Origin of the sequence: Enterococcus sp. 4E1_DIV0656, assembly GCF_002140695.1 — a bacterium.
Taxonomy (GTDB): Bacteria; Bacillota; Bacilli; order Lactobacillales; family Enterococcaceae; genus Enterococcus_D; species Enterococcus_D entomosocium.
This window is the reverse complement of the sequence record NZ_NGLF01000005.1, coordinates 12,505-35,639: the sequence shown is the minus strand read 5'-3', so window position 1 is coordinate 35,639 and position 23,135 is coordinate 12,505. Positions and strand designations below refer to the sequence as shown.

Below are 23,135 nucleotides of genomic sequence, written 5' to 3'. Positions count from 1 at the left end.
GCAATGGAAGTAAACGATATCGTCATTGTTTCAGATGAATTTAAAACAACAAATGGCTATTTAATTGGACACATTGGGCGTGTTACTAGCATAAAAAAAGAAAAAGATAATCCGATTACGGTCACTTTTTTTCATACAGATGACATTGAAATCTTTCACGAATCGGAACTAACGATACTGAAAATGGGGGAGAGTAATGGGGGCAATTAAAAAATTTAAGCAAAAATATTTTGGTACAAAGAGCCAAGTATATTTCAAAACGCTGTTCGTTTTTCTCCTTTCCATAATCATTGTTTTTGTGCATGGCATGTCCCAAAAATCGGATTTGGATTACCAAGAAGTCGAATTATTTGAAGAACATTTGGTCCAACAAGGAGCCTTATCGGTTGTTAAAAAGGTCTTCAATGAAGAAGAAAAGAGCTTCCGAATGGATTTGTTTTTTGAACCAACGTCCCAATCCGTCGATGATTTACAAAGAAAAATAGAAGCTGATTTGGTCACAGATAAGAACCCAGAGGAACAAATAAAGGTAAAAGTTATTCCTGTTACTAGTCGCTATTTTGTATTAATAGCGGAAGGAATTGAACCAGATGCAGCGACTGTAAGGTTGGATATTTCTTATTATACGACACAAGACATGAATCAATCCTTGAGATTTTATGCCTCAAAAGAGCAATCAAAATTGAAAAAGGAATCAATTTTAAATACCAAAGAAAATGAATTACAAATCGATTCCATTCAAAATGATATCCGGATTCAGACAAAAATAATCGAAGAAAGTGAAAAAAATAGTCAAGAAATTAATCAAGATATTGCCCTTCGTTTAGATCAATATGAACAATTGACGGAAGAAAAAAGATTCCAAGTAGGAAGTGTTTTACAAGAAACAGAAGGTAAAATATCCGCGATAAAAAGTACCGTTTCAAATCTAAATGATCAATTAGAAATAGAAAAAGATTTGAGAAATGAGGCAAGCGAACGTATTAAGTTACTAGAAAAAAGAATCGAAGAAATTCAACAGTAAGGTTTCAATTACCTTGACTAACTCTCCCTTTATTTTAGAGGGTCCTATATAGGGTCTGGTCTTGGGTCCGGTATCTGATTTGAGGTAATTTAGGGGTCCGGTCTTGGGTCTTTGCCGTGGACCCGCCGCCCGCCCCCGCAAATTATGCAGAACGTTGTTATACCGCCTTTGTTGGGTGTGGGGGGTTCTCGCTCTTCGATCGAGAACCCCCCACACCCAACAATAATAAAATTTTGCAAATTTGATTACCGGCAACATGGTATAACAAAGCATATTTGCGGGGGCGGGCGGCTAAGATAAGAGATGATATAAAGTGGCAAAAAAAATAAAAAGATAGGATATATAAAAATAAAAATGGGTGTGGAAGAGAGAAAATAAAGGGATAAGGTCAAGGTCAAAAGATCAACCCCCTACCCCCAGTCTTGGGGGTCTCGAACTAACTCCCTCCGCCCTCTTTCAATCGTTGAAAGAGGGAACTTACAACTACCCCTAGCGCCAACGCCCCTTCACCAAATCTTGAAGGGGCTGTCTTAAAACCATAAAACCAAAAGTGACTGTATGACTGATGGTTAGATTGGCATGTTGTCTTGTTCGATACATAAACCTGAATGAGATCATATAATCGATGGTTGGATTTGAGTATGTGTTTTGATTCGAATCGAGAACCTAAAAGAGTGCAGCTAGCTAAGTTTAAGTATGAGAAGAAATGTTGTTCGAATAGAAAGAAGCGGAACCTCATTGCTAATGCAATGATTTCCGCAGAAGGGAGAAAATAGTTTCACTATTTTCTTTTTTTATTGGAAAGGTGAAGAAAGTATATGCAACTGAACAATCGACTTGAACTAACCGATAGGGATTTGATGATGCTTGAAGTTGTCAATCGATGGAGGATTGCGCAGCCGAAACATTTTTGTTCGTTACTAGGTTTTCCGTCTATTGAATATGTTCGCAAGAGAATTCGCAAGTTAGAGTTAAATGGCTATTTGAAACGAGACTTGCGCCAAGGAAGAGAGGCGCAAATTTACTCGTTAGGTACTAAAGGTAAGGAAGTGCTTGAAATATCTGGTATTGGCAAAGTAAGTGACGCAACAGTTCGACATGAATTGGGTGTTTTAACATGTACTTGTTTTTTACGGGAGTATTTTCCAGAAGCAAAATTAGATTATCATTCAATCATTACCGATCGTGACTTCAGAACTTATGAGTACAAAAAGGATAATTATGGTGGTTATAAAAAAATGACACGAAAAGGTGACTTAACTTTTAAAGTCGGAAATGATTGGTGGATAGTTGAATACGAGAAAGAGAAGAAAGAAGCCTTTCGAGTACAAACAAATGTAAGTGCAAATAAAAATCGAGCGTATGGTCAAATTTGGATCTATCCCAAAATGAAGACTTTAATTTACAACAGATTAGTAGAAGCCAAAGAATATGTTGGGATTGATGATGTTCAATTTAAACTGCTCACTTTTGAAGAGGTTGAGAAGGTTTTAGAAAGACCGTCAAAGCGTCTTGCGACTCTTTCTACTACCCCTATCGATGCCCTCATTGAGGAGTTTTATTCTTATTCTGAACATAGGGAAATGGACTTGTTCCATACCCCTTATTAAACGAAAAGAAAGGTGAATGTATGTATCAAGATGTCGTTTTTGTTTGGCGAAGCCGATTATCAAAAGCAGGTATCGTCTTATGTTGCATTGGAATATTTCTTTTTCCATTACCAGGATCACTTGCTTTGCTTTCGTATTTGATCATTCAGGAATACTATGAAAAAAAATCGTCAAAGTTGATGATACTTACCTTGGGTTTTTTCCTAATTGTGGTAAGTATTTTTTATTTGAATCAGAAACAAATGAGTCGAAGTTCAATCGGCTTATTAAGCCTGATCTATACCCAACTCATTGCAAACCAAGATGGCTTTGCAAGTATGGTGGCATACGTTACAGCTGACGGATATTTTCGAGAACATTTCATACCGTCAACAATTCAATGGATTTTGGGAATCAATTTGTTTGGATGGGGTATAGGGGTGATGATCGTCAGTTTGGGATTGCTATTACAGAAAAGTTCTTCAGAAATTCTTATGCACGAAACTGTCAAACAGGAAACAAGAAGAGAAGTTATGTTGAATAGTCGAGGAGGGATCAACTTTAATGACAAGGGGCACGTTGGTGCTTTCGGATCTACTCGTACAGGGAAGACCGCAACTATTTTGCATTATATCGAACAGTCCATTCGTGAAGGACAATTTACCGTCGTGATCGACGGTAAAGGGGGGACTTCGAACTACGATTTGAATATAGTCACCGAAAAATTGGCAAAGAAATACAATCGAAAGCTATATGTCATTAATCAATCAGAAATTTCAAAAACGAATCCGTACAATCCATTTAAAGGCATAACTGAGACAGAATTAAAAGATTTATTGTCTAGTTTAACCGAGTGGTCCGAAGAACATTATCGGATTCAAGCACTTACCTATTGGCAAGTAATGGGACGTGTCATGCGAGCGGCCGACATTCAGTATAGCTTTCAAAGTATTATTAAGTATTCTGATCCCTCAAATTTTAAAAACTTAATTGAAGGACTGTATAGTCAAGATATTATTTCTAAGGAATTGTACAGCAGAGCAAAACAAGTATTAGCTTCTTGTAAAGATACTGTCGTCCAAGCAATCGGTCGTTTAGCGATTTTTAACGATGGAGACGGCCGCTATCTTTTTGGTCAAGATGGGTTTACTTTACGTCAAGCCTATGAGGAAGACGCAGTCGTTGTCGTGTACTTAAATGAATTCAAATACAGTGATTTTGCACGAAGTTTAGGAAAGCTGGTTGTCGCAGAGTACAAATTGTTTTTGAGTCAAAAAGCTGAAAGAGACGACCAAACAGAAGCATTGTTAGTAATGGATGAATTGGGTGTTTACGTTGATGAATCGTTTGAAGCTTTACTGAATAGAACCGCGTCCTTTAGTGTAAAAACTATCGTAGCTATGCAGGTAATCGCTGATGTGAACAAAGTTTCGGAAGAATTAACGAAACAGATTCTTGGGAATTTAACTAATTTTGTCATTCTACGTACGGACGATGATACAGCAAATGAATTATCAAAATTCATTGGAACAGAAAAACAAGTGAAGCAAACCAGTCGTAGCAATGAGGAAGGAAACACAGGAGAAAGTTCGAATAATGTGGTAGACGAATTTGTGATCAATCCAAATAAGATCAAGCGGCTTCCTAATCTTCATGGGTATTATTATTCCCACAATCGCCCAGGAGAGCCCTCGAAATTTGTAACAACCTTTGTAAAAACTGGAAAGGAGAAGCCGACTAAAGAAAATGAGCGCAAAATTCATAAGAAAAAACCTGAAAGAATTGTTCTATCTAAAAAATAATTTGAATTGGGGTTTATTTGTCTTCAGTTTGGGATTACTAGTTGGCTCCTCGTGGATCGCAACGTCTGCAGCTAACCATTTTTTCGATGTCCCGCCATTTGAAAATATCGCACGTTCAGCAAGTTTCTTCAGTTTGATCGGAAGCATTACGTGGGTACCGGTGACCGAGGAAATGATTTTCAGGAAATACCTAGTATCACTGCTACAAAAGGTTTTTTCTTGGAAAATAAGTGCAGGAATTTCTAGTATCATTTTTGCCATTCTTCATGGGCAAACGAACTTTTTGCCCTTTTTAATAAATGGACTCATTTATTCGTGGACAATGAAAAAAAGTGGAACGATCGCCATGCCAATTCTGCTTCACATGGCGTATAACCTAATTGCAATAAAAACACAAATATAGTAAGGAGGACACCAAAATAGTGGTAAGGAAGGAGAAAACAATATTCAGTCAGCGATTATCTTCTCTTAGAGAAGAACGATATTTGACGTTGAGTGATATTAGTGAACTTTTTGATCCGCCTGTAAGTAAAAGTACGGTCAGTAATTGGGAAAATGGTCATATGTATCCCAAGGGTCAACGGCTGATCATTCTGTGTGATTTTTACAATGTAAGCATTGACTACCTATACGGGCGTACAGATAGTCGAAAAATGAATAAAGAGGAGCGGATACAATCATGTACGAAAACAAATTAATGGAAAAACTAAAATCAATCTATTGGCCGGGAATTTTATTAGAAAGCAGCAACGTGGTCGCACGCAAGATAATTATTGTTTTGTGTACACTTCTTATAGCTTCTAATGGTACGACAATAAAAGAAGAGCTCATTTCATTTGCTTCTATGAATGATCTATCGTTAAATGGAGAGCTAGTGAGCGTTGAGTCTATGAATAATGGTATTAACATAATACTATCTTTTTTTATCGTCAATCTCGTAGCGATTTTTATGGTTTCAGTCATTATGCTAATGGAGGGAGGTAAAATGGATAGACCAATTAAGGTTAGTCTAATTTTAATCATTGTATCCTGGTTAGTTAGTATTTCTTATCAGGGGGCTGAAAGTAAACTCATGATTGGAGTGGCTATCTGCTTATTGATTATGATATCTGTAAAAGTCAACACAGTATTCTTATGGCGTAAATACTTGAAGCCGATTGTAAGAGCAGATACGATTTGGGATCTGCCAGAAAGACTAGAAAATATAACCGAGGAGATTTCCGATGACCGCGTAGGCCTTTATGCTTGTCTTTTTCGGAGCTATTTACCAGATAATGGTGTGATTATTTTAGAATCTTTACAAAGAAATGAGAGTCTGTCTTGTCAGTGGCTGGAAGTAACCTATCGATTAAAAAACTCGAAGCGACGCTTCAAGAAAGTGATTGACATTCCTGATGAAAGTCCAAGTAACTAAATGATGACACCTGATCTATTACTAAGACATACACAAAGTTTTCTTCTTTTCAGGTGGATTTTTTTTGTTGCCCCGACACTCCGACCGCCTCCACCGCTTACGGGGCAACAAAAAAAGGAAAGACAAGCTTTCCAGTTTCGGCGTTTATGTAGTTTTTTCAACGGTTTGATGGTATAATAAGTATGTAAAGAGGAGTTGCGCTAACAACTCCCCTTGTGACAGCACCGTTTAAAGAACGGTGACGATAAAACTTACTATTTACAAAAGGAAATAGCTAGTCGGCTCGCTAAAGTGACGGCTATTTCTTTTTGTCGTTTTTAAGCAACTTGACAACCAGACTGATCAAAGCAATGGTAAACATACCAAAGCCAAGGATGGTCTGAATTGTTTCGTATGCAGACAAAAGGCGTCTCCTTTCATAAGATATTGGAAGTACGCTCATACGCACCACCTCACTTTCAATGGATAGCCACCGTCATTAAACTTTACTGTCAACTATTATTATACCATATGAACCAGTCTAAATCCTTAATTCTAAGGCATTTGGACTGGTTTTTTCTTTGTTTCATAGACGTATTTCTTCCTTCGCTCCAACCGCCACCGCCGCTACGGAAGAAGCCATGTGATCACTTCTAAAAGGTCAAAAGAATCAAACCAAAGTTCAAGTAATAAGAGAAGCGGAACCTCATTGACAAGCAATGATTTCCGCAGGGCGTAAGATTCCGATGCCGGAATCTTTTTTAGATTGTATTGCCTGTCAGAGAGCAACGGATTTGTTTCATTCCTGTTTGTCGGTTTCGCTCCTATCGAGCAGCTGCTATCGGTCTGGCGAGAGTGCTTATACACCTTCCGCATTCAGAAAAAGAAGGGGCGGAAAAACTTTTGCAAAGAACACAAAACTTTTTCCTACAGCACTCCCTTTTTTTCTGCCTGCTACAGGTGTAAGGGCTAAGCACGCCAACCCGCTATCAGCTTCAGCTCGAAATGATCGATATCAACCAACAAAGAAAGGAGAATTCTAAACAAATCGTTGCAGACAGTCAATAAAATCAAATTTTTTCACCACCCACAAATCGCTTAACTGAAATGAACTTGTCAGGAACAAAAACGACCAATAAGGAGAGATTCACATGGAAATTACCGCAGTAAATATCAAAAAGAGTTTGAGAGAGCAAGGAATTGATACGAGAAAGGTACGCATTCGGGTTGAAATGGTGGGCTATGGTAGCACTTCTATCAAAGTAACATTACATGATTTAACGCTTGAAACGGAAAAAGTTCGTTATGAAATCCAAAAACGGTGGGGGAGCATTCGCTATGACGAAAAAGTACAAGGTGAAATATTAGAAGGCTGCAATACGTACGTGTTTTGCGATTATGATGACGATGTTATAGAGCAAGCGATTCAAGCGAGATATGCGCAAGCAGAGGTCATTTATCAGCATTTAGAACAGTTAGACACATACGATGGTGAACAAATATTTGAAACTGAAACGATGAGAGCCGTTGCCTTTTTCAAAGACAAATCAATTTTATTGATGATGAAAGACCGTTCTAGTTCGATTCATTACCGCAGACACACCTTAAACAGCGTTTACGATTTAGCACATGCCCTTGTTTTCCTCGAAACGATCGGACATTTTGGGAAACTCTAAGCCAAAGAATCAGGAAAGGAATGATTGAAATGCCAATAAATTGGATAGAGTTAGGCGAAAAATATACATTGACCGAATTAGAGGGAATCAAGCAGGCAATCGAATCCCTGAAGGACTTGCACAAAGAACAACACAAAACAACGGAAAAGGAGGCGTACGAAAGGGTTTCATAACCCTTTCTTACAAAAAAATGATGATAAATGATGGTAAAAAGTACAAATGTAAAAGTTCTTTTGTCTTTCAAGAGGAAATGATTGCAAGAGGGGATGTTATTGGTGTCAATCATATCGAATCACCAGTAGCCTATTGCGACGTGTATCGTGAAGATGACCAAGGTATGAAACGGCTCAGAACGATTGAAATCAACTTGGCACGCTTAAAACAATTGATTGATTTTGAGAGTGAAGCGACTTATTACGGCGAGTGTGAAGAATGTCGCTACATGTTAAACGAATACCCAAGCGGTGCTTGGGGCGTTGGGTATGTATGCGCACCGTGTGCCAAAAAACTAAGAGGTGAATATGAACTTTGACAGCTAAATATACTCCAACAAATCAAGAAGGAAAGTCTGAAAGTCAAAACCTTGGGCGTGGGTTACCAATCCACGCCGAGGGTTCGGCTGAAGACGAAAAACTATTTTTAAAATTGTTACAAAAAATGCAAGAAGAACACCCAGAAGATGACTAAAAATAAAACAGATGAAAAGAGGAAATAATTATGATAAACAACGTAACTTTAGTAGGACGCTTAACAAAAGACCCAGATTTGCGCTACACAGCAAACGGTACAGGGGTAGCGACGTTTACCCTTGCTATCAATCGAAACTTTACCAACCAAGCCGGAGAGCGTGAAGCAGACTTCGTTCAGTGTGTGATTTGGAGAAAGCCAGCGGAAACACTTGCTAATTATGCTCGCAAGGGTACATTGCTTGGAGTGACCGGACGAATCCAAACACGTTCTTATGACAATCAACAAGGGCAACGTGTCTATGTAACTGAAGTTGTAGCAGAGAGTTTTCAATTGTTGGAATCTAAGGCAACAAGCGAGCAACGTCAAAGCACACAACCGAGTCAATCCAATCAGCAAGCCAATCGTCAGAACTACAATGAACCAGTGTCTTCGGGCTTCCCAAGCGATGGAGACATGCCCGTAGGCTCAACGTTGGACATTTCAGACGATGATTTGCCTTTCTAATAAAACCATAGGAGAACAATAAGGAGGTCAGCCGCTTTGGCGGTTGACCGTATACATAAAAACAAAAAATCTAACAGAAGCGGAACCTCATTGCTAGGGCAATGATTTCCGCAGAAGGTGAGATTCCGTACCGGAATCTTTTATAGATTTGAAGAAATGTCAGGGCGTTGGGCATTTGTTTCACTCCTGTTCGTTGTTTCGTCCATCGATCATGCTGCTATCGGGTTGGCTAGTACGCTTATACACCAGCGCCAGTCAGAAAAAAAGGGGCGAAAAAACTTTTGCAAAGAGCGCAAAACTTTTTCCTACGGCATTCCCTTTTTTTCTGCCTACCGCCGGTGTAAGTTCAAAGCACGCCAAACCGCTATCAGCTATGCTCGAATGTCCGAGATCAACAACGAAGAAAGGAGAAGTAAAAACAAATGCCCAATGACATTTCTTAAAATCAAAGCTTTTTCGCCACCCACAAATCGCTTAACTCAAATGGATTGTTGAAGACCAAAAAAAATAGAAAGGAGCAAACAGAATGAGAATTTCAAAATATTGCAAAGACCAGAATATGACCTTGGCGGAATACAAAATGTATCGTGAAGCGGTTGAAAAACACGCTGAACAAGCGTATAAGCAAGCTTCGGCACTACACGATATCGGTGCAGGGATGTACTACAGCTCCACTGAAATCATAAAAGAGTTAACGATTCCTAAGTACGGAAAAGTCCCTGAAGGTTTCATTATAAACGCACTTAAAGCATTAGGCGTTGATTTCATGGACGATTATCAGTTGTATCGGGTTTCATAATAAAACAAAAAATGGAGGAGATTTTAAATGGAATTTATCACAAATAACGCAATGATTGTTACGGCGCTACCAAGTTTCAAAAATGAGGTGAAGAAGGCACACGGCTTTGCAAAAGCACTATTTAAGGATTCGGTTACACCGTTAGTAACCAATCCAATCGGTTATCAGACCTTTTTTATCAGCATGACTGGTGCGTTGGAAGGAAGTGACCGATACAAGGAATTTGAAAGTAAAAGAGGAGAATTCACTGAATTCATTGATAGTTTTGGTTTTGAAGACGATTCTAATCTTTTCCAACTAGTCGATGTTTCTTACAACGAAGTGGGAGAAATCGCGATTGATAACAGCTTGTAAGAGGATATAAAATAGTCAACCGCTTCGGCGGTTGACTGATATTTCTAAAAAGGAGACGTGAAACAGATGGCTGAAGAGTTAACTTACTATGACAAAAAGTATGACCGAGGGTGGTATCGAAACGGTAAGAGGTACCGATTTTTGTATATCGTTGCAATCGGAAATGTCGCAAAATACCAAACAAAAACCGCCTATTTAAGAAATTGGGAAACGATGTCGTGTGAGAATCTAGAATTGCATGAAGAGTGGTTTAAAGAAGCTGAATATTTGGGTTTGGATTTGCCATTTGATTAATTTATTTTCTGATACGCAAGAAAAAGGGCGTAAAAAACAAATGAAATTATTGGAGGAAAACATGAAAGACAAGCGAAACTATCAAAAAATGATCACTACGAAATTACAGAGTCTATCAGGAAAACGAAATATTTCTACCGTTTTCTTCGATTGGGTGCATATGATGGCATATGCTTTCTCAAACAGCGCCGATAAGGCGCAGTTTGAGGAGCGAGAAGCCGCCTATTTAGCGACTGTCGGCAAATATACGAGGGAAGAAGCTTGTCTGCTTGGGGATTGCTTAGGATTGCTTACCATGGCGTTTGAATACAAGGTACAAGATTGGCTAGGCGTAATTTACATGGAATTAAACATAAACAGTAAAAATGCAGGCCAGTTTTTTACGCCTTCTCATATCGCAGATTTGATGGCTAGAATGACTTTTTCCAACAATGAGCCGTTACTAGAGGAAAAGGGTTGGATTGGCTACTATGAGCCTTGTATTGGCGCTGGTAGCATGGTTCTCGCTTTTGCGGTCGCAATGGAAAGCGGTGGTTATAACTACCAGAAACAACTGAGAGTGGAGTGTGAAGACATTGACGAAAATTGCTTACTGATGGCTTATGTGCAGCTTTCGTTATGCGGGATCAACGCCGTATGTAAAGTGAAAAATTCCATGTCGGGTGAGGAAACGTCTACTTGGTACACACCGTTTCACATGATAAATCCCGCATGGATCACGAGAAAGAAACAGGAGCCAGCAATAGAACCAAAAAGGAGACAAAAAGAAGAACCAGATGTTTGGGTCATTCCTGAAGGTGCTGAACAACTCGCATTGTTTTAATTGATTTTACGGAAAGAAGAAGGGCGCAAAGCTTCCTTCTTCTTTGCCAAAATCTAAATTAAGCAAACTAGGAGGACGAAAAATGACAGATCAGTTTAACAAAAGTACTGTTTTTAACCAGATTACAGATGAACAAAACGAGGGAATTGATTCATACAAAACTCTGAAAGGTCATGCTGAAGAAGATCAGGATGGAAGAATAAAAAGTACTGAATCTTTTTTAAAAACTTTAGGAACGATAGAAGATTTTACTGATTACATTACAGATAAATACAAAACCATAATTCTAAAATCTTATGAACTATATGAAAATAAGTACAACGATGTCGTTGATGATAGCTTATGTATAGAAATTTGGTCAGATGGAACTTACCTTGTTACAAACGAAACTTTGCATTATGACTGCAAAAGTGAAGCGGACTTGCAACTGCTAAAAGAACTGTTTCATAAAACATCATTTTGTGTAGATGTTACAGAATTAAATAGAAACGGACACAAAGCCACGGTAGATGTTGAAGCTAGAGCAAAAAATTTAAAAGAGCTTGAGCAATTAATCAGAGAATATAGAGTTTGTAATAGTAACTATTTAAAAGACAAAGTTGTCGAAATAGTTGGTGATGACGGTAATATTTATTTAGACAGGAAAAATAGTAGATAAAAAACGATAGTAAAGTGTTACCTATAATCGATACAATGGAGGAAAAAATGAAAGAGATTAAAGACACCGTAATTGATTGCGTTGGCTGCTCAGTAGATATATATTTGGAGACCGAAATTGGACTGGAGAGAGTTTACTTTCCAAATGACGTAGTCAGTCGATTTACCTTAGATGAAATTTATCAGTCCTTTAAGGATCAATCCAAGATGATTTATGTTTTTTGTGATAGCGGATTAAGAGGTGCCATTTATCGTTGCGGTAATTATGACGAAGGAATTTGGCAAAAATATGCAGATACTCAGGGATACGCCTAGTCATCTAAAGGAAGAAATAAAAGAATAGGAGATAGATACTCAATGAGTTCAAATACAGTAATACTGCTACACGCAGTTAAAAAGTATGACTTAGATGAAAATGAAATTAGCACGATCTTTTTTTTCAAGGAGAATGAGATGATTCATTTCATAAAAAATAATAGTGATGAAGAAAATTTTATTTATAGAGGATATACGTATGATCCCTTACTACCACGGAGGGAATGTGGTAACAGCGAAATATCTATATTCAAAAATTTCGATGATTTTAAAAAATGGGTTAAACCTGAGTATATGTTTATGGCTATGGACTTGTATATGGAAATAGAAAAAGGAACTATTTGACAGAAATAATGGAATGGGGGATATGGTTATTAAAATTCTACTCTCAATAATATCATTACTAGTTTTAATAGGTATTACACCTGTCGTATATTTTGCAAGTGGAAAAGTCGTAGAATTCTTAATTAATAAAAAAGGTCTATCGGTTGAGAACAAGAGAACATTACCGTACGGAAAAAGAGCTGCGATTGTAAAAGATGAAATTGAGATTTTTTATTATAAAAATATTTGGTGGAGAATATCTATAACTTTATTATCTATTCCTGTTTCAATTATAGTAGCGAAATTGATTTTAAATTACGCCATTAATAGATGACAGCAATGGAGGAACCAGTATGAATAAAGTACATGTTGTAAAAGGTTTTGAAGGCGGAGAAATGGAAATCTGTGGAATCTACAAACAGTGGAGTGCCGCTTATGAAGCTGCAAAAAGTTTAGAAGAACACGAGGAGTACGATTCAGTGGAGATTGAAGAATGGGCTATTCAATAAACAGGATTACGCAATCCACCAAAATAAATGACTAATGCACTAATACTTATAAAAGGAGATTGTTATGAAACACAAGTCAAAATTTATCCTTGCAGCGTTGATCAGTTTACTTGGATTCACCGCTTCATTGGTGGATTTATCAGAAGTCGATGTTCAGTTGCCTGCTTTCTTCGATGAATGGACGTCCCAGGAACAAATCTCAGCTGAAGAGATTGAAAATCTTCCTGATTATGACGGTCAGAACGTTGTCATACAAGTAAATGGAAACCGACCAAGTTTTACAGCTGAAGAGGCATCGATCGATGCAGGGTCTTGGCAAACCTTTTCTGATCTCGATTCCCTAAATCGTGTCGGTGTCGCAAATGCAATGCTACACCGATCGATGATGCCTACAGAAGAACGAGGCGACATATCAAACGTATATCCCACAGGATGGAATCAGAAAAAGCTTGAAAATAATGTTTGGCTCTATAATAGAAGTCACTTAATCGGTTTTCAAATGACCGGTGAAAATGATAACTGGAAAAATTTGTTTACCGGCACTCAACAGCTGAACCAGATCCACATGGTTCAATTTGAAAATGAAGTGGCCAACTATTTGAGAAAAACCAATAACCACGTACGCTATCGGGTCACACCGATATTTAGAGAGCGAGAATTGTTGCCCAGGGCGATTCAAATGGAAGCACAAAGCATTGAAAACAATGACGTTCAATTCAATATCTTGATCCACAACGTTCAAAATGGTGTAACGATCGATTATCAGACAGGAAAAGCCACAAACCCATAGATCACTCAAGGTCAAAAGAACAAGTTCAAGAGAAAAGAGAAGCGGAACCTCCTTGCTAAAGCAATGAGATCCGCAGGTGGAAAGATTCCGTTCCGGAATCTTTGTTAGATTTGAAGAAATGTCAGAGCGCTGGGCAGTTGTTTCAACTCCTATTCGTTGTTTTCGACCACTCGATCACGCTGCTATCGGATTGGCGAGAGTGCTTATACACCTTACGCAGTCAGAAAAAAAGGGGCGGAAAAACTTTCGCAAAAAGCGCAAAACTTTTTCCTACAGCACTCCCTTTTTTTCCGCCTGCTTCAGGTGTAAGGGCTAAGCACGCCAAACCGCTATCAGCTATGCTCGAATGTTCGAAGATCAAACAACGAGAAAGGAGGAGTATAAACAAATGCCCAGTGACATTTCTTCAAATCAAATTTTTTCGCCACCCACAAATCGCTTAACTCAAATGGATTTGTAAAGACCAAAACAAAAAAAGAAAGAAACGAGTGAATGATATGGAAACAGTTTATGAAATCGTCAAAGTCAATCAAGAAATTTGTGCAATGGAAAAGTTTGTTCCACTAAATACCACTTCAAGTTATACGATAGCGACATGGCTTCAAAATGAAATCGGATTGGACACACAAGAAAACCTCGTTCTACTTTGCTTGGATGTGAGAAACAACTTGACCAGTTACTCAGTCGTTCATAAAGGAACCATCAATCAAACGTTTGTCGAACCGAAGAATCTATTTCAACGAGCGTTATTGTCAAACGCTTCTCGCATTCTAATCGCCCACAATCACCCAAGTGGAAACCCGAAACCAAGTCTTGCAGATAACCAAGTGACCGAACGATTGGTACGCGCAGGAAAGCTAATGGGCATTGAATTATTAGACCACATCATCGTTGGCAGTGATGATTACTACTCGTATCGAGAAGAAGGCAAGTTATGATTTTGAGTGTGCTTTTCTACCAGTTAGAAAAGCACACAAATCTTAAAAATTTGGAGGGAAAACGATGAATCGAATCAAACGTGTAGCGCTTGAAAAATTAACAAACGAACTGACTGAACAAACGTCACCTAGCGAGAAATTGATTTTTGAATGGTTAGGTAAGCAAAAGGACATTGCATTGTACCAAGGTATTTTGAACCCTGAAAAATCGCTTAAAAAGGCTCACCAATATGCTTACTCACAAGCAGTACAGTATCAAGTCGGCGGGTGTGCCATTATCGATCACGAATTGGTTTACTTATGGATAGCGCACTACTTTAAAAAACCAGTTACCGTAGTTACTAATGATTTTGCCAAAGAAATGGTTCAAAAGAGCAAGACAAAGCAAGAGGAGCCTAAGAAACCGCAAAATATCAATCAAGTGAAATCGAAGAAAAAAGCAACAAAAGAAACAAACAGCACGAAGACTAAGCCAAAAATGATGGAAGGAGAGCAATTAAGTTTGCTAGATATGTTATGAGAAAGATGAAAACCGCTAATGACTACGCCAAAAACTGCTTGAACCCACCAAAGGCATTCTTTGAATGGTGTTACTACAATATGCCCACCTATAAGTGGGCAAACAAACAACAGACAATCGTTGCTTCTGAACGAAAGCATTTCTTAACGTATGAGAAACGGCTCACGAAGAACGCTCGACTAACATTCTTCGACCGCAGAGACCACTACCGAATTATTCTCTCGACCAGTAAACGGATTGAGATACAAACTTATGAAGTCCGTTCTTTATTTGAAAAAGGCAAGCAATACTTTCAAGTGAAATTAGTGAATTTGGAACACTTTAGTGATGATAACCATATCAAAGTCGGTGCAGTTTCTGATTTTGCCTATGATTTTCGATTGATTCAGATAGGTAGTATGTTTGCCACCTATCACGAACGTCCGCCCCTTTATAATAACCAATGGGTTGACCGCCTACTGTCTGTTTCAGAGTTACGATATCTCTCACTAGATGATATAAGTGAAAGTGAAATTGCTTTTATTTACAAATACAGACAGCGAATTGAGTATGCACAACGAATCAATGCACTAGAGTTAGCCAAGCAGATTCTAGAAAGAAAGTTAGACATGCGGTCAATCACGATGAAGTGGTTGAAGCGAAACAAAGTATTTTTTAGAAACAGCAATCGAAGCTATCAAGCCTATCAAGTAAAGCAAGCACTAGAATCATTGGGAACGAAATATATTGCGGGTATTGAAGCGTTTATGGGCGCAGATGATGTAAAGAAGATACCAAAAGAGGTCAAGCCAATCACTCTTCAAAATTACCTCATAAAGCAAAAGAAGAAGATAGGTTACTATCGTGACTATTTCAATGCACTTAGGGATTTAAATATTCCACTCAACTCAATGAATTGCCTACCAAGAGACCTTGAAAAGGCACATGACAAAGCCGTAGAAACACTAAATGCGATGGAACGAGAGGTTATTCGAAAGGAATTTGAAAAAAGAGCAGTCGAGGAAGCCTTTCTTGAAATGACGTTAAATGACGTGAAATTCATTTTACCTAAAGAAGCCAACGAGTTAATAGAAGAAGGGAAAAAATTGGAGCATTGCGTGGGGACAAATAGTTATATTGATGAACATGCAGATGGAGATACGACAATAGTATTTGTCCGTAAAGCGTCTGAACCAGATAAGCCGTATTACACTCTTGAGTATCAAGATTCAGAACTTGTGCAAATATCGGGTTCAAACAACAAAAGTCCAGATGAATACCTACTAGAAACAGTCAATCAGTGGTTACACATTGTCAATGAACGAGCCAAAACAAAGGAGAAAAAGTATGTTGCCTAGTCATTCAAGACACAAAAAAAGCTTATCTTAATCGGAAGTTAAGATAAGCAGGTAACGATTTAGCATTGTATTTGCACCTTTATTATAGCAAAAAATAAAGGTGCAAACAATGTCTATCACTATGGTAGACTAAAATAAAAAGACAAGGGAGCGATACCAATGGTCAAAATCAAAGAAGAAAACGGTCAATTCGTGGTTTATGTGAGAGGAGAGGTCGCTGCTAGCTTTCTAACAAAAAGCGAAGCAGAAGCCTTTGCGGCGAAACAAACCCACTACCCTACACTAGAAGAAACATTGATCACTGATAATCAGGAGGACGTGACTAATGGAATCAGAGATTAACTATTTGACGGTGAATCAGGTGCTAGATGTCCTGATTGACAAAGGAACGTTGTCAAGGGACGTTGCAAATACGTTACGTGTGCCACTTTGGCAAAAAGAGGGACCACTGGATAATCATGGTCCAACTGATGTCTTTAAAGAGCTGGTACGCAGTGCCGGTTACCATTTACGCTACACCTATTCAGATGACCGAGAATGCAATTTGTACTGGTTGATAGAAAGAGAGTAGGCGGTTAATGAACGAAAAAGCCAAACAGAAAATCGTAAAATTGCTTGCCTTAGCGAATGATGCCAGCGATGAAGAGTCGATGTCTGCTTTAGCGAAAGCCCAAGAGTTGATGCTACAACACAATATCGATGAATCAGACGTATTTGAATACAAGCAAGAGCAAAAATCAGAAGCAGTGATTGATACGGTTATTTACCAAGGACGTCCGCAAAAATGGCTCTATCGGCTAGCGTCTATCATTGCAGAAAACTTTCGTGTCCGCACGTATTACGTGTCAGGTTCTCCGATAGAATTGCGCTTTGTGGGGATAGAATCAGACGTTCAGATTGCGCAAATCATCTTTGAGTATGCCAGAGGAAGTGCTGGTTATTGCGCAAGACAGTTCCTACAGTTGCCCGAAATCAGACGGAAATACAAGCGTAAGTGGCAATTAAAGCAAGATTATATTGAAGGATATTTGGTTGGATTGTCTAAAACCTTCAGGAATCAAGTACGAACAAACGGCTATGAAATCGCCTTGCAGGTACCTGAAATCGTTAAAGAGGAAGTCGAACGAATGGGATTGGTGCCTGGAAAAGATACTTCCCATCAAGCAAAGAACAATGAAGCGTTCTACTCAGGCTACGCTGAAGGGATTCGCTTTACAGAAAAAGAACGGTTAAGCGTTTAGGATCTCAATGAAAGGAGCAGTTGACTTGTCACAAGAAAGAAAATGTTACGGTGGTCAATGGAAAGTACCGATTACACCATACAACAAACGGTTGTACTGGCCACCAAAGTGGGTGAAATGCGATTGCGGAGAACTCGCACAACAAGTAAATGAAAGAAAGTATGAGTTTATGTACCCGACTGATTTTTATCACTGTAAAACTTGTCAACGAAGGTATCAACTAATCACTGGCACCAATCGGTTTGTTTTAGTAGATACTGATGAAAAGACGTAGTGAGGTGAATTCAATTGGCTTCAAAATTTGATTTAAAAAGAATTTACTTTTACAATGACCATGCGATTATTGTTGATAAATCAGTAAAAGAGTATTGTTGTGTCACAGACCGACAGGATATTTTAAAAGTAAAAGATATGATTGGTTTTTTCATATGTCATGAGGATCTAACAGAAAAGGAAACTCAATTGAAGAGTCAAGGATACAAAAAAGTGCAAGCTATGATTGAAAGATATAGAAAAATTTGACACAATTGGATGATAGATTCTATTGTTACTTTTGACGTAAACAAAAAAACTTGTTATACTTCAGGTGTAGGTAAAAGGTGCTGGTAACACCTCTTACAAAACTGTTTCGGCAGTAGTTAGATGAGATAGCTTAAAGGATTATTCCTTTAAGCTTTTTATTTTGTTCGCAATCTCTAAAATCAAGTTAATGATTGTTAGGATTGCTAAAATGTTTTGCAACATTTTATTTCAGAACGTAACCTTTCCCATTCCACTGTGATTCATTGGCAGACCTCCTTACAACCAACGTTTCAAAAAGAAATTGTAAAGTTGTTGGGGTCACCACGACCGAACAGTACTACACCTGAAGGGCAACAAGTTTCTCTATCAGTATATCATATTCTTGAATGATAGATAGACTGCTTTTCTAGGCAACCTTTTTATTCAGATCAATCAATAGGAGTACGTGCATGAAGATCAAATTCAAACGATTCGTCATTACAAGTTGTGCTATAGGAACGATCATTTTTGTTTTATTCTTTGACTATCGAAATGGACTCACGCCATTTCCTGATCAACTAACCGCAACAATAGTTGCTGAAGGGGATGAACTAAGTTCAGATGAACACTTGTTACGGAATGATATTCGACTAGATGTTCCATTGATTAATCAATTTGAACCTATTCACTATCAAAATGCCTGTGAGATTGCAGCTTTAACAATGCTGGCAAATTACTATGGTTATCAAGTCGATATATCAGATTTGATTGAGCTCTTGGCATTTCAACCATTATTTATAGATAATGATCATCATGGTGATCCACGCCTTGGCTTCGTAGGAAACATATATAAAGGTTATGGTGCTATGGGCGTAGATGTTGAACCGATCGCAGAGGTAGCTAAGCAAATTTTTTCCAATAAACATCACGTAATAAGTGGTAGAGAAAAGCCATTTGATCAGCTGCTAGATGTTTTACGATCAGGAACACCAATCTGGATTATTGCAACACTAGAGCTTCAGATACCAACGGAAAATGACTTTATTTCTTGGTATACAAAGGCCGGGGAAATAAAAGTTACACCTCTTGTTCACTCTGTTATTCTAACGGGAATCGAAGGAGAAACAATATATGTCAATGATCCATATGGTTATAAAGATCGATCTGTTTCTCTTGAGAGCCTGGAATTAATCTATACTAAAATGGGTGAACAATATTTATTTGTTTCTACCAATAGTGATTCAATTGACCAATGAGAGGTTGGATGGAATTTTTTAGTGAATATAACTAAAAACTATATGTGGTCAGAAACTTAAAAATTTTGACTCCTTTTTCTCCTAATTCAACAATTCTTTTAGTAGCTTGATTTTAGCAAAAAGAAGCCTTCAATGATATTATTTTTTTAGATAAATAAGAAAAATGAAAAGAACAGTTAACATTACAAAACTGTTAGTTGAAAACATAAAAATACTACCTTAATATGAAACATATACTTAATTATTATATTTCTACAAGGAGGGTTTTTATTGAAAAAGAAACTAACAAGTTTTGCTATAATTTTTTCATTACTATTTGGTATTTTTCAAGCTGTACCTGTCTCTGCCGATTCCTTTTATGAAGGGACCGGAATGAGTAAAGCTAAGTGTACTTTGACTAAAACATTTTCTGCTAGTGAAGTAAAGAAAATGGGGGATGCTTATTCAAAAATGTCTGGTAAGCTTACATTTGCCGGGGCAGTTAGCAGCATGACTCCTCTCATCGGAAAATACCTTGCTTTTGGAGCTGCAACTATGATGTACTCTGCAAATGTTCAATCAAATACATTAATTTCAAAAGGGAAACAGGGTTATAAGGCAAAAGAGTACAATTGTTCTAAGGTTAAATGGGATGGTTATTCGAGACGAACCTATGTGAAATATAAATTTGTGAAATAATCCAAGTGAGGTGAGTTAAATGATTTGGTTGAAACAATTATTATTCACTGTTGTTTATTTAGTTGTCGCTGCATTGTTAATTTTCTATACGAATATTCCTGCAGAAATCATACTGCTGGTTGCTATAGTTATTTCTGGATTTACTTCTAGACATAGTATTTTAGCATTCATTAAAACCCTAGCCTATGAAAAGTAAAGTCTTTAGTTGTCTCCTCTGTTTTTTATTTCTTTTTTTAGTTTCGTGTAAAAAAAACGATGCGCCTGCTGTTGAAAGTTTGTCTACCTCTTATACCGAGAGTATTAGCAATTTAAATTCAATTAACGCAGAAAAACTATTGGCACTGTTAAGTGAAAAAAAAGAGATAATCGTATACGTTGGTAAGGAAAGTTGTCCATATTGTCGGATTTTTGCTCCTAAGCTTCACGATGCTGTAGCTAAAGCAAATAGTTCGGTATACTACTTAGATGTAGATGCCGATGATTCACCCGAACTAGCTACTTTTATTGAGAAATACAATATCGAATATACACCAAGCTTATTAATTTTTGATAGGGATGGTCAGTACAAAAATTTGGATTTTGATAGCGAGAAAGTAACCGTTGAAAATCTTGTTACCGATATAAGTAGGCAGTAACCATTTTGATGAGGTTCGGTACATTTCTAATTTGTTAGCTCTGGCAAAAACAAAGAAATTTCAAAAATAAGCGCACAAACTTTACAGCTGTTTGTGTGTTTATTTTTTTAAAATTTTGCCTACATTTTATCAACCAAAGAGGATATCAATTAGATCGGCAATGTATTAATAATTCTATAGAAATAAAAATCGTGGTCAGAAACTTAAAAGTTTTTGACTCTATTTTTAATTTAAATAAATACTTATGAATCAGTAGTTTATACCTAAATTAGAATTATTTGACACGTATATAAGAAAAATAATAACAGAAACCCCTTAATAAACTTAATGTGACTGAATGGAAACCGTCAATTATTTCATGGGTTCAGGTAAAAAATGATTACATAGTATCTTAAATTTCAAGTAGTATATTATTTGGAGAAAATTTAGTTCAAAATGAAGGGTACTTATCAGGTTAAATAAATAGACTTTTTCGGTACTTGTCATTGATAATAAAAATAGATGATGACATCAGCCAGGGAGATGATGATCTGTCTCTTATACACATCTAGATGTGTATAAGAGACAGGAATTATTTGACACGTATATAAGAAAAATAATAACAGAAACCCCTTAATAAACTTAATGTGACTGAATGGAAACCGTCAATTATTTCATGGGTTCAGGTAAAAAATGATTACATAGTATCTTAAATTTCAAGTAGTATATTATTTGGAGAAAATTTAGTTCAAAATGAAGGGTACTTATCAGGTTAAATAAATAGACTTTTTCGGTACTTGTCATTGATAATAAAAATAGATGATGACATCAGCCAGGGAGTTTTTGAGTCTGCAACAAACAATGATACTAATTAAGGAGAAAAAATGAATAAACTATTACGCTGTATACTAGTTGCTTGTATGTTGGGTGCTCAATTTCCTGTAATGGGTAACGCCCAAGCAAGTGAAAGCGAGAGCTCAGAGAATACGTTTGTTTCGGAAGGTACGGACCAAAGTTTGGAGGAGACAGAATCAGAGTCTCGGGAAGAATTAGTAGCTGTTCCAGAGGGAAATCGGTACGCTGAGGCGTCAGAAAGTACACAAGATACGATCGTAAGCAGTGAGCAATCAAGCAAAGAAGATATTGAAGAAGAAACCACCATGAGCTCAGATCCATTGATTCAAGATGAGGATTACCTAGATGATTATGATGGGACCCCGAATAGAGAGGCAACTTCTATTGCTTCAGGTACCTTTGGGACTTCAGCGTGGTATATAACAGAAGAAGGAGTGCTTCACATTGGTGCTGGGCGATTTGGTGTATCCGCCATTAATAATGGCCCTTGGTGGAGTTATCGAGCAACTATTACCAAAATAACCTTTGATGGCCTAGTTGTTGCGAATGCCAATAGCAGCTTTCTCTTTCAATCACTATCCGCTACTGAAATTGAAGGGTTAGAAAATTTGGATACAAGCAATGTGACAAACATGGAAGGGATGTTTCTTAGTGCTAAAATCAATAATTTAGATCTCTCAAGTTTAAACACAAGCCGTGTAACGAATATGTCAAGAATGTTTGGCTCTATGTCAGAATTGGAATCTATCGATGTGTCTGGGTTCGATACTAGAAATGTCACACTGATGAATAGTATGTTTATGAGCACTGCTCTTACTTCGTTGAACTTATCAAATTTTGACACAAGTAAAGTTACTAGACTTCAACAGATGTTTGATGGAAGTAGAAATTTAAGCTCATTACTGGGTGCAGAAAACTGGGATACATCTAATGTAGTAGATATGGGGTTTTTATTTCGCTCGACTGCTTTCACAAACTTGGATTTGACCGATTGGAATGTATCACGAGTGTCCAATATGCAACAAATGTTTTCTGGAATGACTAGATTAAATTCGCTTGATATTTCTAGCTGGAATACCTCAAGTTTGACAACATTTTCAAATATATTTGCTTCAACAACAAGTTTAAGTGAAATAAACCTGGGTGAAAATAGTCTGTTTTCTAGGAATAATGCGAATACGGGGTTACCAATCATTAATCGCTCTGGCTTCTCAGGAAGATGGGTCGGAAAGAATACGAAAAATGTTTATAGTAACAGTACACAATTTATGTCAGCTTATGACGGGAGTTTTCCAGATACTTATGTTTGGGAAGCATCTGCAGGAGATGTGATCGTAAGGTATGTGGATCGAGAGGGTAATGCTTTAATAACAGCGATTACTTTATCTGGATTTTTAGGAGATTCTTACGAGAGTGAATATAAAGAGATCCCTGGTTGGTATGTAGTAGAAACACCAGACAATGCGTCAGGGGCATTTACAGAAGATCCACAAGAAGTGGTGTACGTGTATGAGCGTAGTGATGCGGCACCAGTTACTGTGAAGTATCAGGATTCCGAAGGGAATCAACTGGCGGAACCAAGTATCTTAAGCGGAAAAGTCGGTTTGCCGTATGATAGTGAACCCAAAGAGATCCCTGGCTGGTATGTAGTA

The 23,135-nt window shown here is 37.6% G+C and carries 36 protein-coding genes; 35 read left to right on the top strand and 1 reads right to left on the bottom strand.

Features of this window, described 5'->3' with window-relative positions; all coding sequences use genetic code 11:
* Nucleotides 1–3: 3 nt before the first annotated feature.
* The 7 genes from A5882_RS19320 (at nt 4) to A5882_RS19290 (ending at nt 5,829) form a co-directional block, all read left to right on the top strand.
* Nucleotides 4–210, top strand: coding sequence for a hypothetical protein (locus A5882_RS19320; RefSeq protein ID WP_086373552.1), 207 nt, complete (start codon nt 4–6; stop codon nt 208–210).
* The gene (locus A5882_RS19315; RefSeq protein WP_086373551.1) at nt 197–1,024 is read left to right on the top strand and encodes a hypothetical protein; all 828 of its coding nucleotides are present in this window, start codon (nt 197–199) and stop codon (nt 1,022–1,024) included. Before A5882_RS19320 ends, A5882_RS19315 begins: the two co-directional genes overlap by 14 nt.
* Before the next feature lie 818 nt (nt 1,025–1,842).
* A complete protein-coding gene (locus A5882_RS19310) occupies nt 1,843–2,634 on the top strand; it encodes a hypothetical protein (protein WP_086373550.1) in 792 nt (263 codons plus the stop codon).
* 242 nt (nt 2,635–2,876) lie between these two features.
* Nucleotides 2,877–4,415, top strand: coding sequence for a type IV secretory system conjugative DNA transfer family protein (locus A5882_RS19305; RefSeq protein WP_176462077.1), 1,539 nt, complete (start codon nt 2,877–2,879; stop codon nt 4,413–4,415).
* Nucleotides 4,360–4,818 carry a CPBP family intramembrane glutamic endopeptidase gene (locus A5882_RS20290; RefSeq protein WP_086373548.1) on the top strand — a complete coding sequence of 153 codons (459 nt, stop codon included), beginning with the start codon at nt 4,360–4,362 and terminating at the stop codon, nt 4,816–4,818. The genes A5882_RS19305 and A5882_RS20290 overlap by 56 nt, the downstream gene beginning before the upstream one ends.
* Before the next feature lie 19 nt (nt 4,819–4,837).
* Nucleotides 4,838–5,113 (top strand): helix-turn-helix domain-containing protein, encoded by a 276-nt coding sequence (locus tag A5882_RS20285; protein ID WP_176462075.1) that lies wholly within the window; start codon nt 4,838–4,840, stop codon nt 5,111–5,113.
* The gene (locus tag A5882_RS19290; RefSeq protein ID WP_086373546.1) at nt 5,095–5,829 is read left to right on the top strand and encodes a hypothetical protein; all 735 of its coding nucleotides are present in this window, start codon (nt 5,095–5,097) and stop codon (nt 5,827–5,829) included. The genes A5882_RS20285 and A5882_RS19290 overlap by 19 nt, the downstream gene beginning before the upstream one ends.
* A gap of 298 nt (nt 5,830–6,127) precedes the next feature.
* On the opposite strand, the gene pepG1 is transcribed toward A5882_RS19290, so the two are convergent.
* The gene (gene pepG1, locus A5882_RS19285) at nt 6,128–6,271 is read right to left on the bottom strand and encodes a type I toxin-antitoxin system toxin PepG1 (protein WP_074934757.1); all 144 of its coding nucleotides are present in this window, start codon (nt 6,269–6,271) and stop codon (nt 6,128–6,130) included.
* 688 nt (nt 6,272–6,959) lie between these two features.
* On the opposite strand from pepG1, the gene A5882_RS19280 reads away from it, so the two are divergent.
* The 28 genes from A5882_RS19280 to A5882_RS19970 all read left to right on the top strand — a co-directional run.
* Nucleotides 6,960–7,484: a hypothetical protein gene (locus A5882_RS19280; protein WP_086373545.1), complete on the top strand. Its 525-nt coding sequence runs from the start codon at nt 6,960–6,962 to the stop codon at nt 7,482–7,484.
* Between the two features lie 29 nt (nt 7,485–7,513).
* Nucleotides 7,514–7,657 carry a hypothetical protein gene (locus tag A5882_RS19990; protein WP_167389037.1) on the top strand — a complete coding sequence of 48 codons (144 nt, stop codon included), beginning with the start codon at nt 7,514–7,516 and terminating at the stop codon, nt 7,655–7,657.
* A 77-nt stretch (nt 7,658–7,734) separates the two neighbouring features.
* Complete coding sequence (locus tag A5882_RS19275; protein ID WP_086373544.1) at nt 7,735–8,016, top strand: hypothetical protein; 282 nt, start codon at nt 7,735–7,737, stop codon at nt 8,014–8,016.
* Complete coding sequence (locus A5882_RS19985; RefSeq protein ID WP_176462074.1) at nt 8,013–8,171, top strand: hypothetical protein; 159 nt, start codon at nt 8,013–8,015, stop codon at nt 8,169–8,171. Before A5882_RS19275 ends, A5882_RS19985 begins: the two co-directional genes overlap by 4 nt.
* Before the next feature lie 30 nt (nt 8,172–8,201).
* On the top strand, nt 8,202–8,678 hold the full coding sequence (ssb, locus tag A5882_RS19270; protein ID WP_086373543.1) for a single-stranded DNA-binding protein: 477 nt from the start codon (nt 8,202–8,204) through the stop codon (nt 8,676–8,678).
* A gap of 526 nt (nt 8,679–9,204) precedes the next feature.
* Nucleotides 9,205–9,477 (top strand): hypothetical protein, encoded by a 273-nt coding sequence (locus A5882_RS19265; protein ID WP_086373542.1) that lies wholly within the window; start codon nt 9,205–9,207, stop codon nt 9,475–9,477.
* 27 nt (nt 9,478–9,504) lie between these two features.
* Entirely contained in the window at nt 9,505–9,831 is a 327-nt protein-coding gene (locus A5882_RS19260) for a hypothetical protein (RefSeq protein ID WP_086373541.1), read from the top strand.
* A gap of 66 nt (nt 9,832–9,897) precedes the next feature.
* Nucleotides 9,898–10,125 carry a hypothetical protein gene (locus A5882_RS19255; RefSeq protein WP_016620936.1) on the top strand — a complete coding sequence of 76 codons (228 nt, stop codon included), beginning with the start codon at nt 9,898–9,900 and terminating at the stop codon, nt 10,123–10,125.
* Nucleotides 10,126–10,186: 61 nt separating this feature from the next.
* Complete coding sequence (locus A5882_RS19250) at nt 10,187–10,948, top strand: N-6 DNA methylase (protein ID WP_086373540.1); 762 nt, start codon at nt 10,187–10,189, stop codon at nt 10,946–10,948.
* A gap of 82 nt (nt 10,949–11,030) precedes the next feature.
* Nucleotides 11,031–11,606 carry a hypothetical protein gene (locus tag A5882_RS19245; protein ID WP_254908565.1) on the top strand — a complete coding sequence of 192 codons (576 nt, stop codon included), beginning with the start codon at nt 11,031–11,033 and terminating at the stop codon, nt 11,604–11,606.
* Nucleotides 11,607–11,653: 47 nt separating this feature from the next.
* The gene (locus tag A5882_RS19240) at nt 11,654–11,920 is read left to right on the top strand and encodes a hypothetical protein (RefSeq protein WP_086373539.1); all 267 of its coding nucleotides are present in this window, start codon (nt 11,654–11,656) and stop codon (nt 11,918–11,920) included.
* Between the two features lie 42 nt (nt 11,921–11,962).
* Nucleotides 11,963–12,265: a hypothetical protein gene (locus A5882_RS19235; protein ID WP_086373538.1), complete on the top strand. Its 303-nt coding sequence runs from the start codon at nt 11,963–11,965 to the stop codon at nt 12,263–12,265.
* A 22-nt stretch (nt 12,266–12,287) separates the two neighbouring features.
* Complete coding sequence (locus tag A5882_RS19230) at nt 12,288–12,578, top strand: hypothetical protein (RefSeq protein ID WP_139843271.1); 291 nt, start codon at nt 12,288–12,290, stop codon at nt 12,576–12,578.
* Between the two features lie 19 nt (nt 12,579–12,597).
* Complete coding sequence (locus A5882_RS19980) at nt 12,598–12,753, top strand: hypothetical protein (protein WP_176462073.1); 156 nt, start codon at nt 12,598–12,600, stop codon at nt 12,751–12,753.
* 64 nt (nt 12,754–12,817) lie between these two features.
* On the top strand, nt 12,818–13,543 hold the full coding sequence (locus A5882_RS19225) for a DNA/RNA non-specific endonuclease (protein WP_086373536.1): 726 nt from the start codon (nt 12,818–12,820) through the stop codon (nt 13,541–13,543).
* Between the two features lie 497 nt (nt 13,544–14,040).
* Nucleotides 14,041–14,481: a JAB domain-containing protein gene (locus A5882_RS19220; RefSeq protein ID WP_086373535.1), complete on the top strand. Its 441-nt coding sequence runs from the start codon at nt 14,041–14,043 to the stop codon at nt 14,479–14,481.
* Between the two features lie 64 nt (nt 14,482–14,545).
* Nucleotides 14,546–15,001: a Cas9 inhibitor AcrIIA9 family protein gene (locus A5882_RS19215; RefSeq protein ID WP_086373534.1), complete on the top strand. Its 456-nt coding sequence runs from the start codon at nt 14,546–14,548 to the stop codon at nt 14,999–15,001.
* Nucleotides 14,998–16,338 carry a PcfJ domain-containing protein gene (locus A5882_RS19210; RefSeq protein ID WP_086373533.1) on the top strand — a complete coding sequence of 447 codons (1,341 nt, stop codon included), beginning with the start codon at nt 14,998–15,000 and terminating at the stop codon, nt 16,336–16,338. The genes A5882_RS19215 and A5882_RS19210 overlap by 4 nt, the downstream gene beginning before the upstream one ends.
* A gap of 159 nt (nt 16,339–16,497) precedes the next feature.
* Entirely contained in the window at nt 16,498–16,680 is a 183-nt protein-coding gene (locus tag A5882_RS19205; protein WP_086373532.1) for a hypothetical protein, read from the top strand.
* Nucleotides 16,664–16,909: a hypothetical protein gene (locus A5882_RS19200; protein ID WP_074934733.1), complete on the top strand. Its 246-nt coding sequence runs from the start codon at nt 16,664–16,666 to the stop codon at nt 16,907–16,909. The genes A5882_RS19205 and A5882_RS19200 overlap by 17 nt, the downstream gene beginning before the upstream one ends.
* Nucleotides 16,910–16,916: 7 nt before the next feature.
* Nucleotides 16,917–17,579, top strand: coding sequence for a DUF2786 domain-containing protein (locus A5882_RS19195; protein WP_086373531.1), 663 nt, complete (start codon nt 16,917–16,919; stop codon nt 17,577–17,579).
* Nucleotides 17,580–17,604: 25 nt separating this feature from the next.
* Nucleotides 17,605–17,853 carry a hypothetical protein gene (locus A5882_RS19190; RefSeq protein ID WP_086373530.1) on the top strand — a complete coding sequence of 83 codons (249 nt, stop codon included), beginning with the start codon at nt 17,605–17,607 and terminating at the stop codon, nt 17,851–17,853.
* A gap of 14 nt (nt 17,854–17,867) precedes the next feature.
* A complete protein-coding gene (locus A5882_RS19185) occupies nt 17,868–18,101 on the top strand; it encodes a hypothetical protein (protein ID WP_086373529.1) in 234 nt (77 codons plus the stop codon).
* A 449-nt stretch (nt 18,102–18,550) separates the two neighbouring features.
* Nucleotides 18,551–19,336, top strand: coding sequence for a C39 family peptidase (locus A5882_RS19180; RefSeq protein ID WP_254908564.1), 786 nt, complete (start codon nt 18,551–18,553; stop codon nt 19,334–19,336).
* A gap of 270 nt (nt 19,337–19,606) precedes the next feature.
* Complete coding sequence (locus tag A5882_RS19175) at nt 19,607–20,014, top strand: hypothetical protein (protein WP_086373528.1); 408 nt, start codon at nt 19,607–19,609, stop codon at nt 20,012–20,014.
* Nucleotides 20,015–20,033: 19 nt separating this feature from the next.
* The gene (locus A5882_RS19975; protein ID WP_176374328.1) at nt 20,034–20,210 is read left to right on the top strand and encodes a hypothetical protein; all 177 of its coding nucleotides are present in this window, start codon (nt 20,034–20,036) and stop codon (nt 20,208–20,210) included.
* The gene (locus A5882_RS19170) at nt 20,200–20,649 is read left to right on the top strand and encodes a thioredoxin family protein (RefSeq protein ID WP_086373527.1); all 450 of its coding nucleotides are present in this window, start codon (nt 20,200–20,202) and stop codon (nt 20,647–20,649) included. The genes A5882_RS19975 and A5882_RS19170 overlap by 11 nt, the downstream gene beginning before the upstream one ends.
* 863 nt (nt 20,650–21,512) lie before the next feature.
* Nucleotides 21,513–23,135 (top strand): BspA family leucine-rich repeat surface protein (locus A5882_RS19970; RefSeq protein ID WP_176462071.1); only part of this gene is annotated, 1,623 nt, incomplete at its 3' end.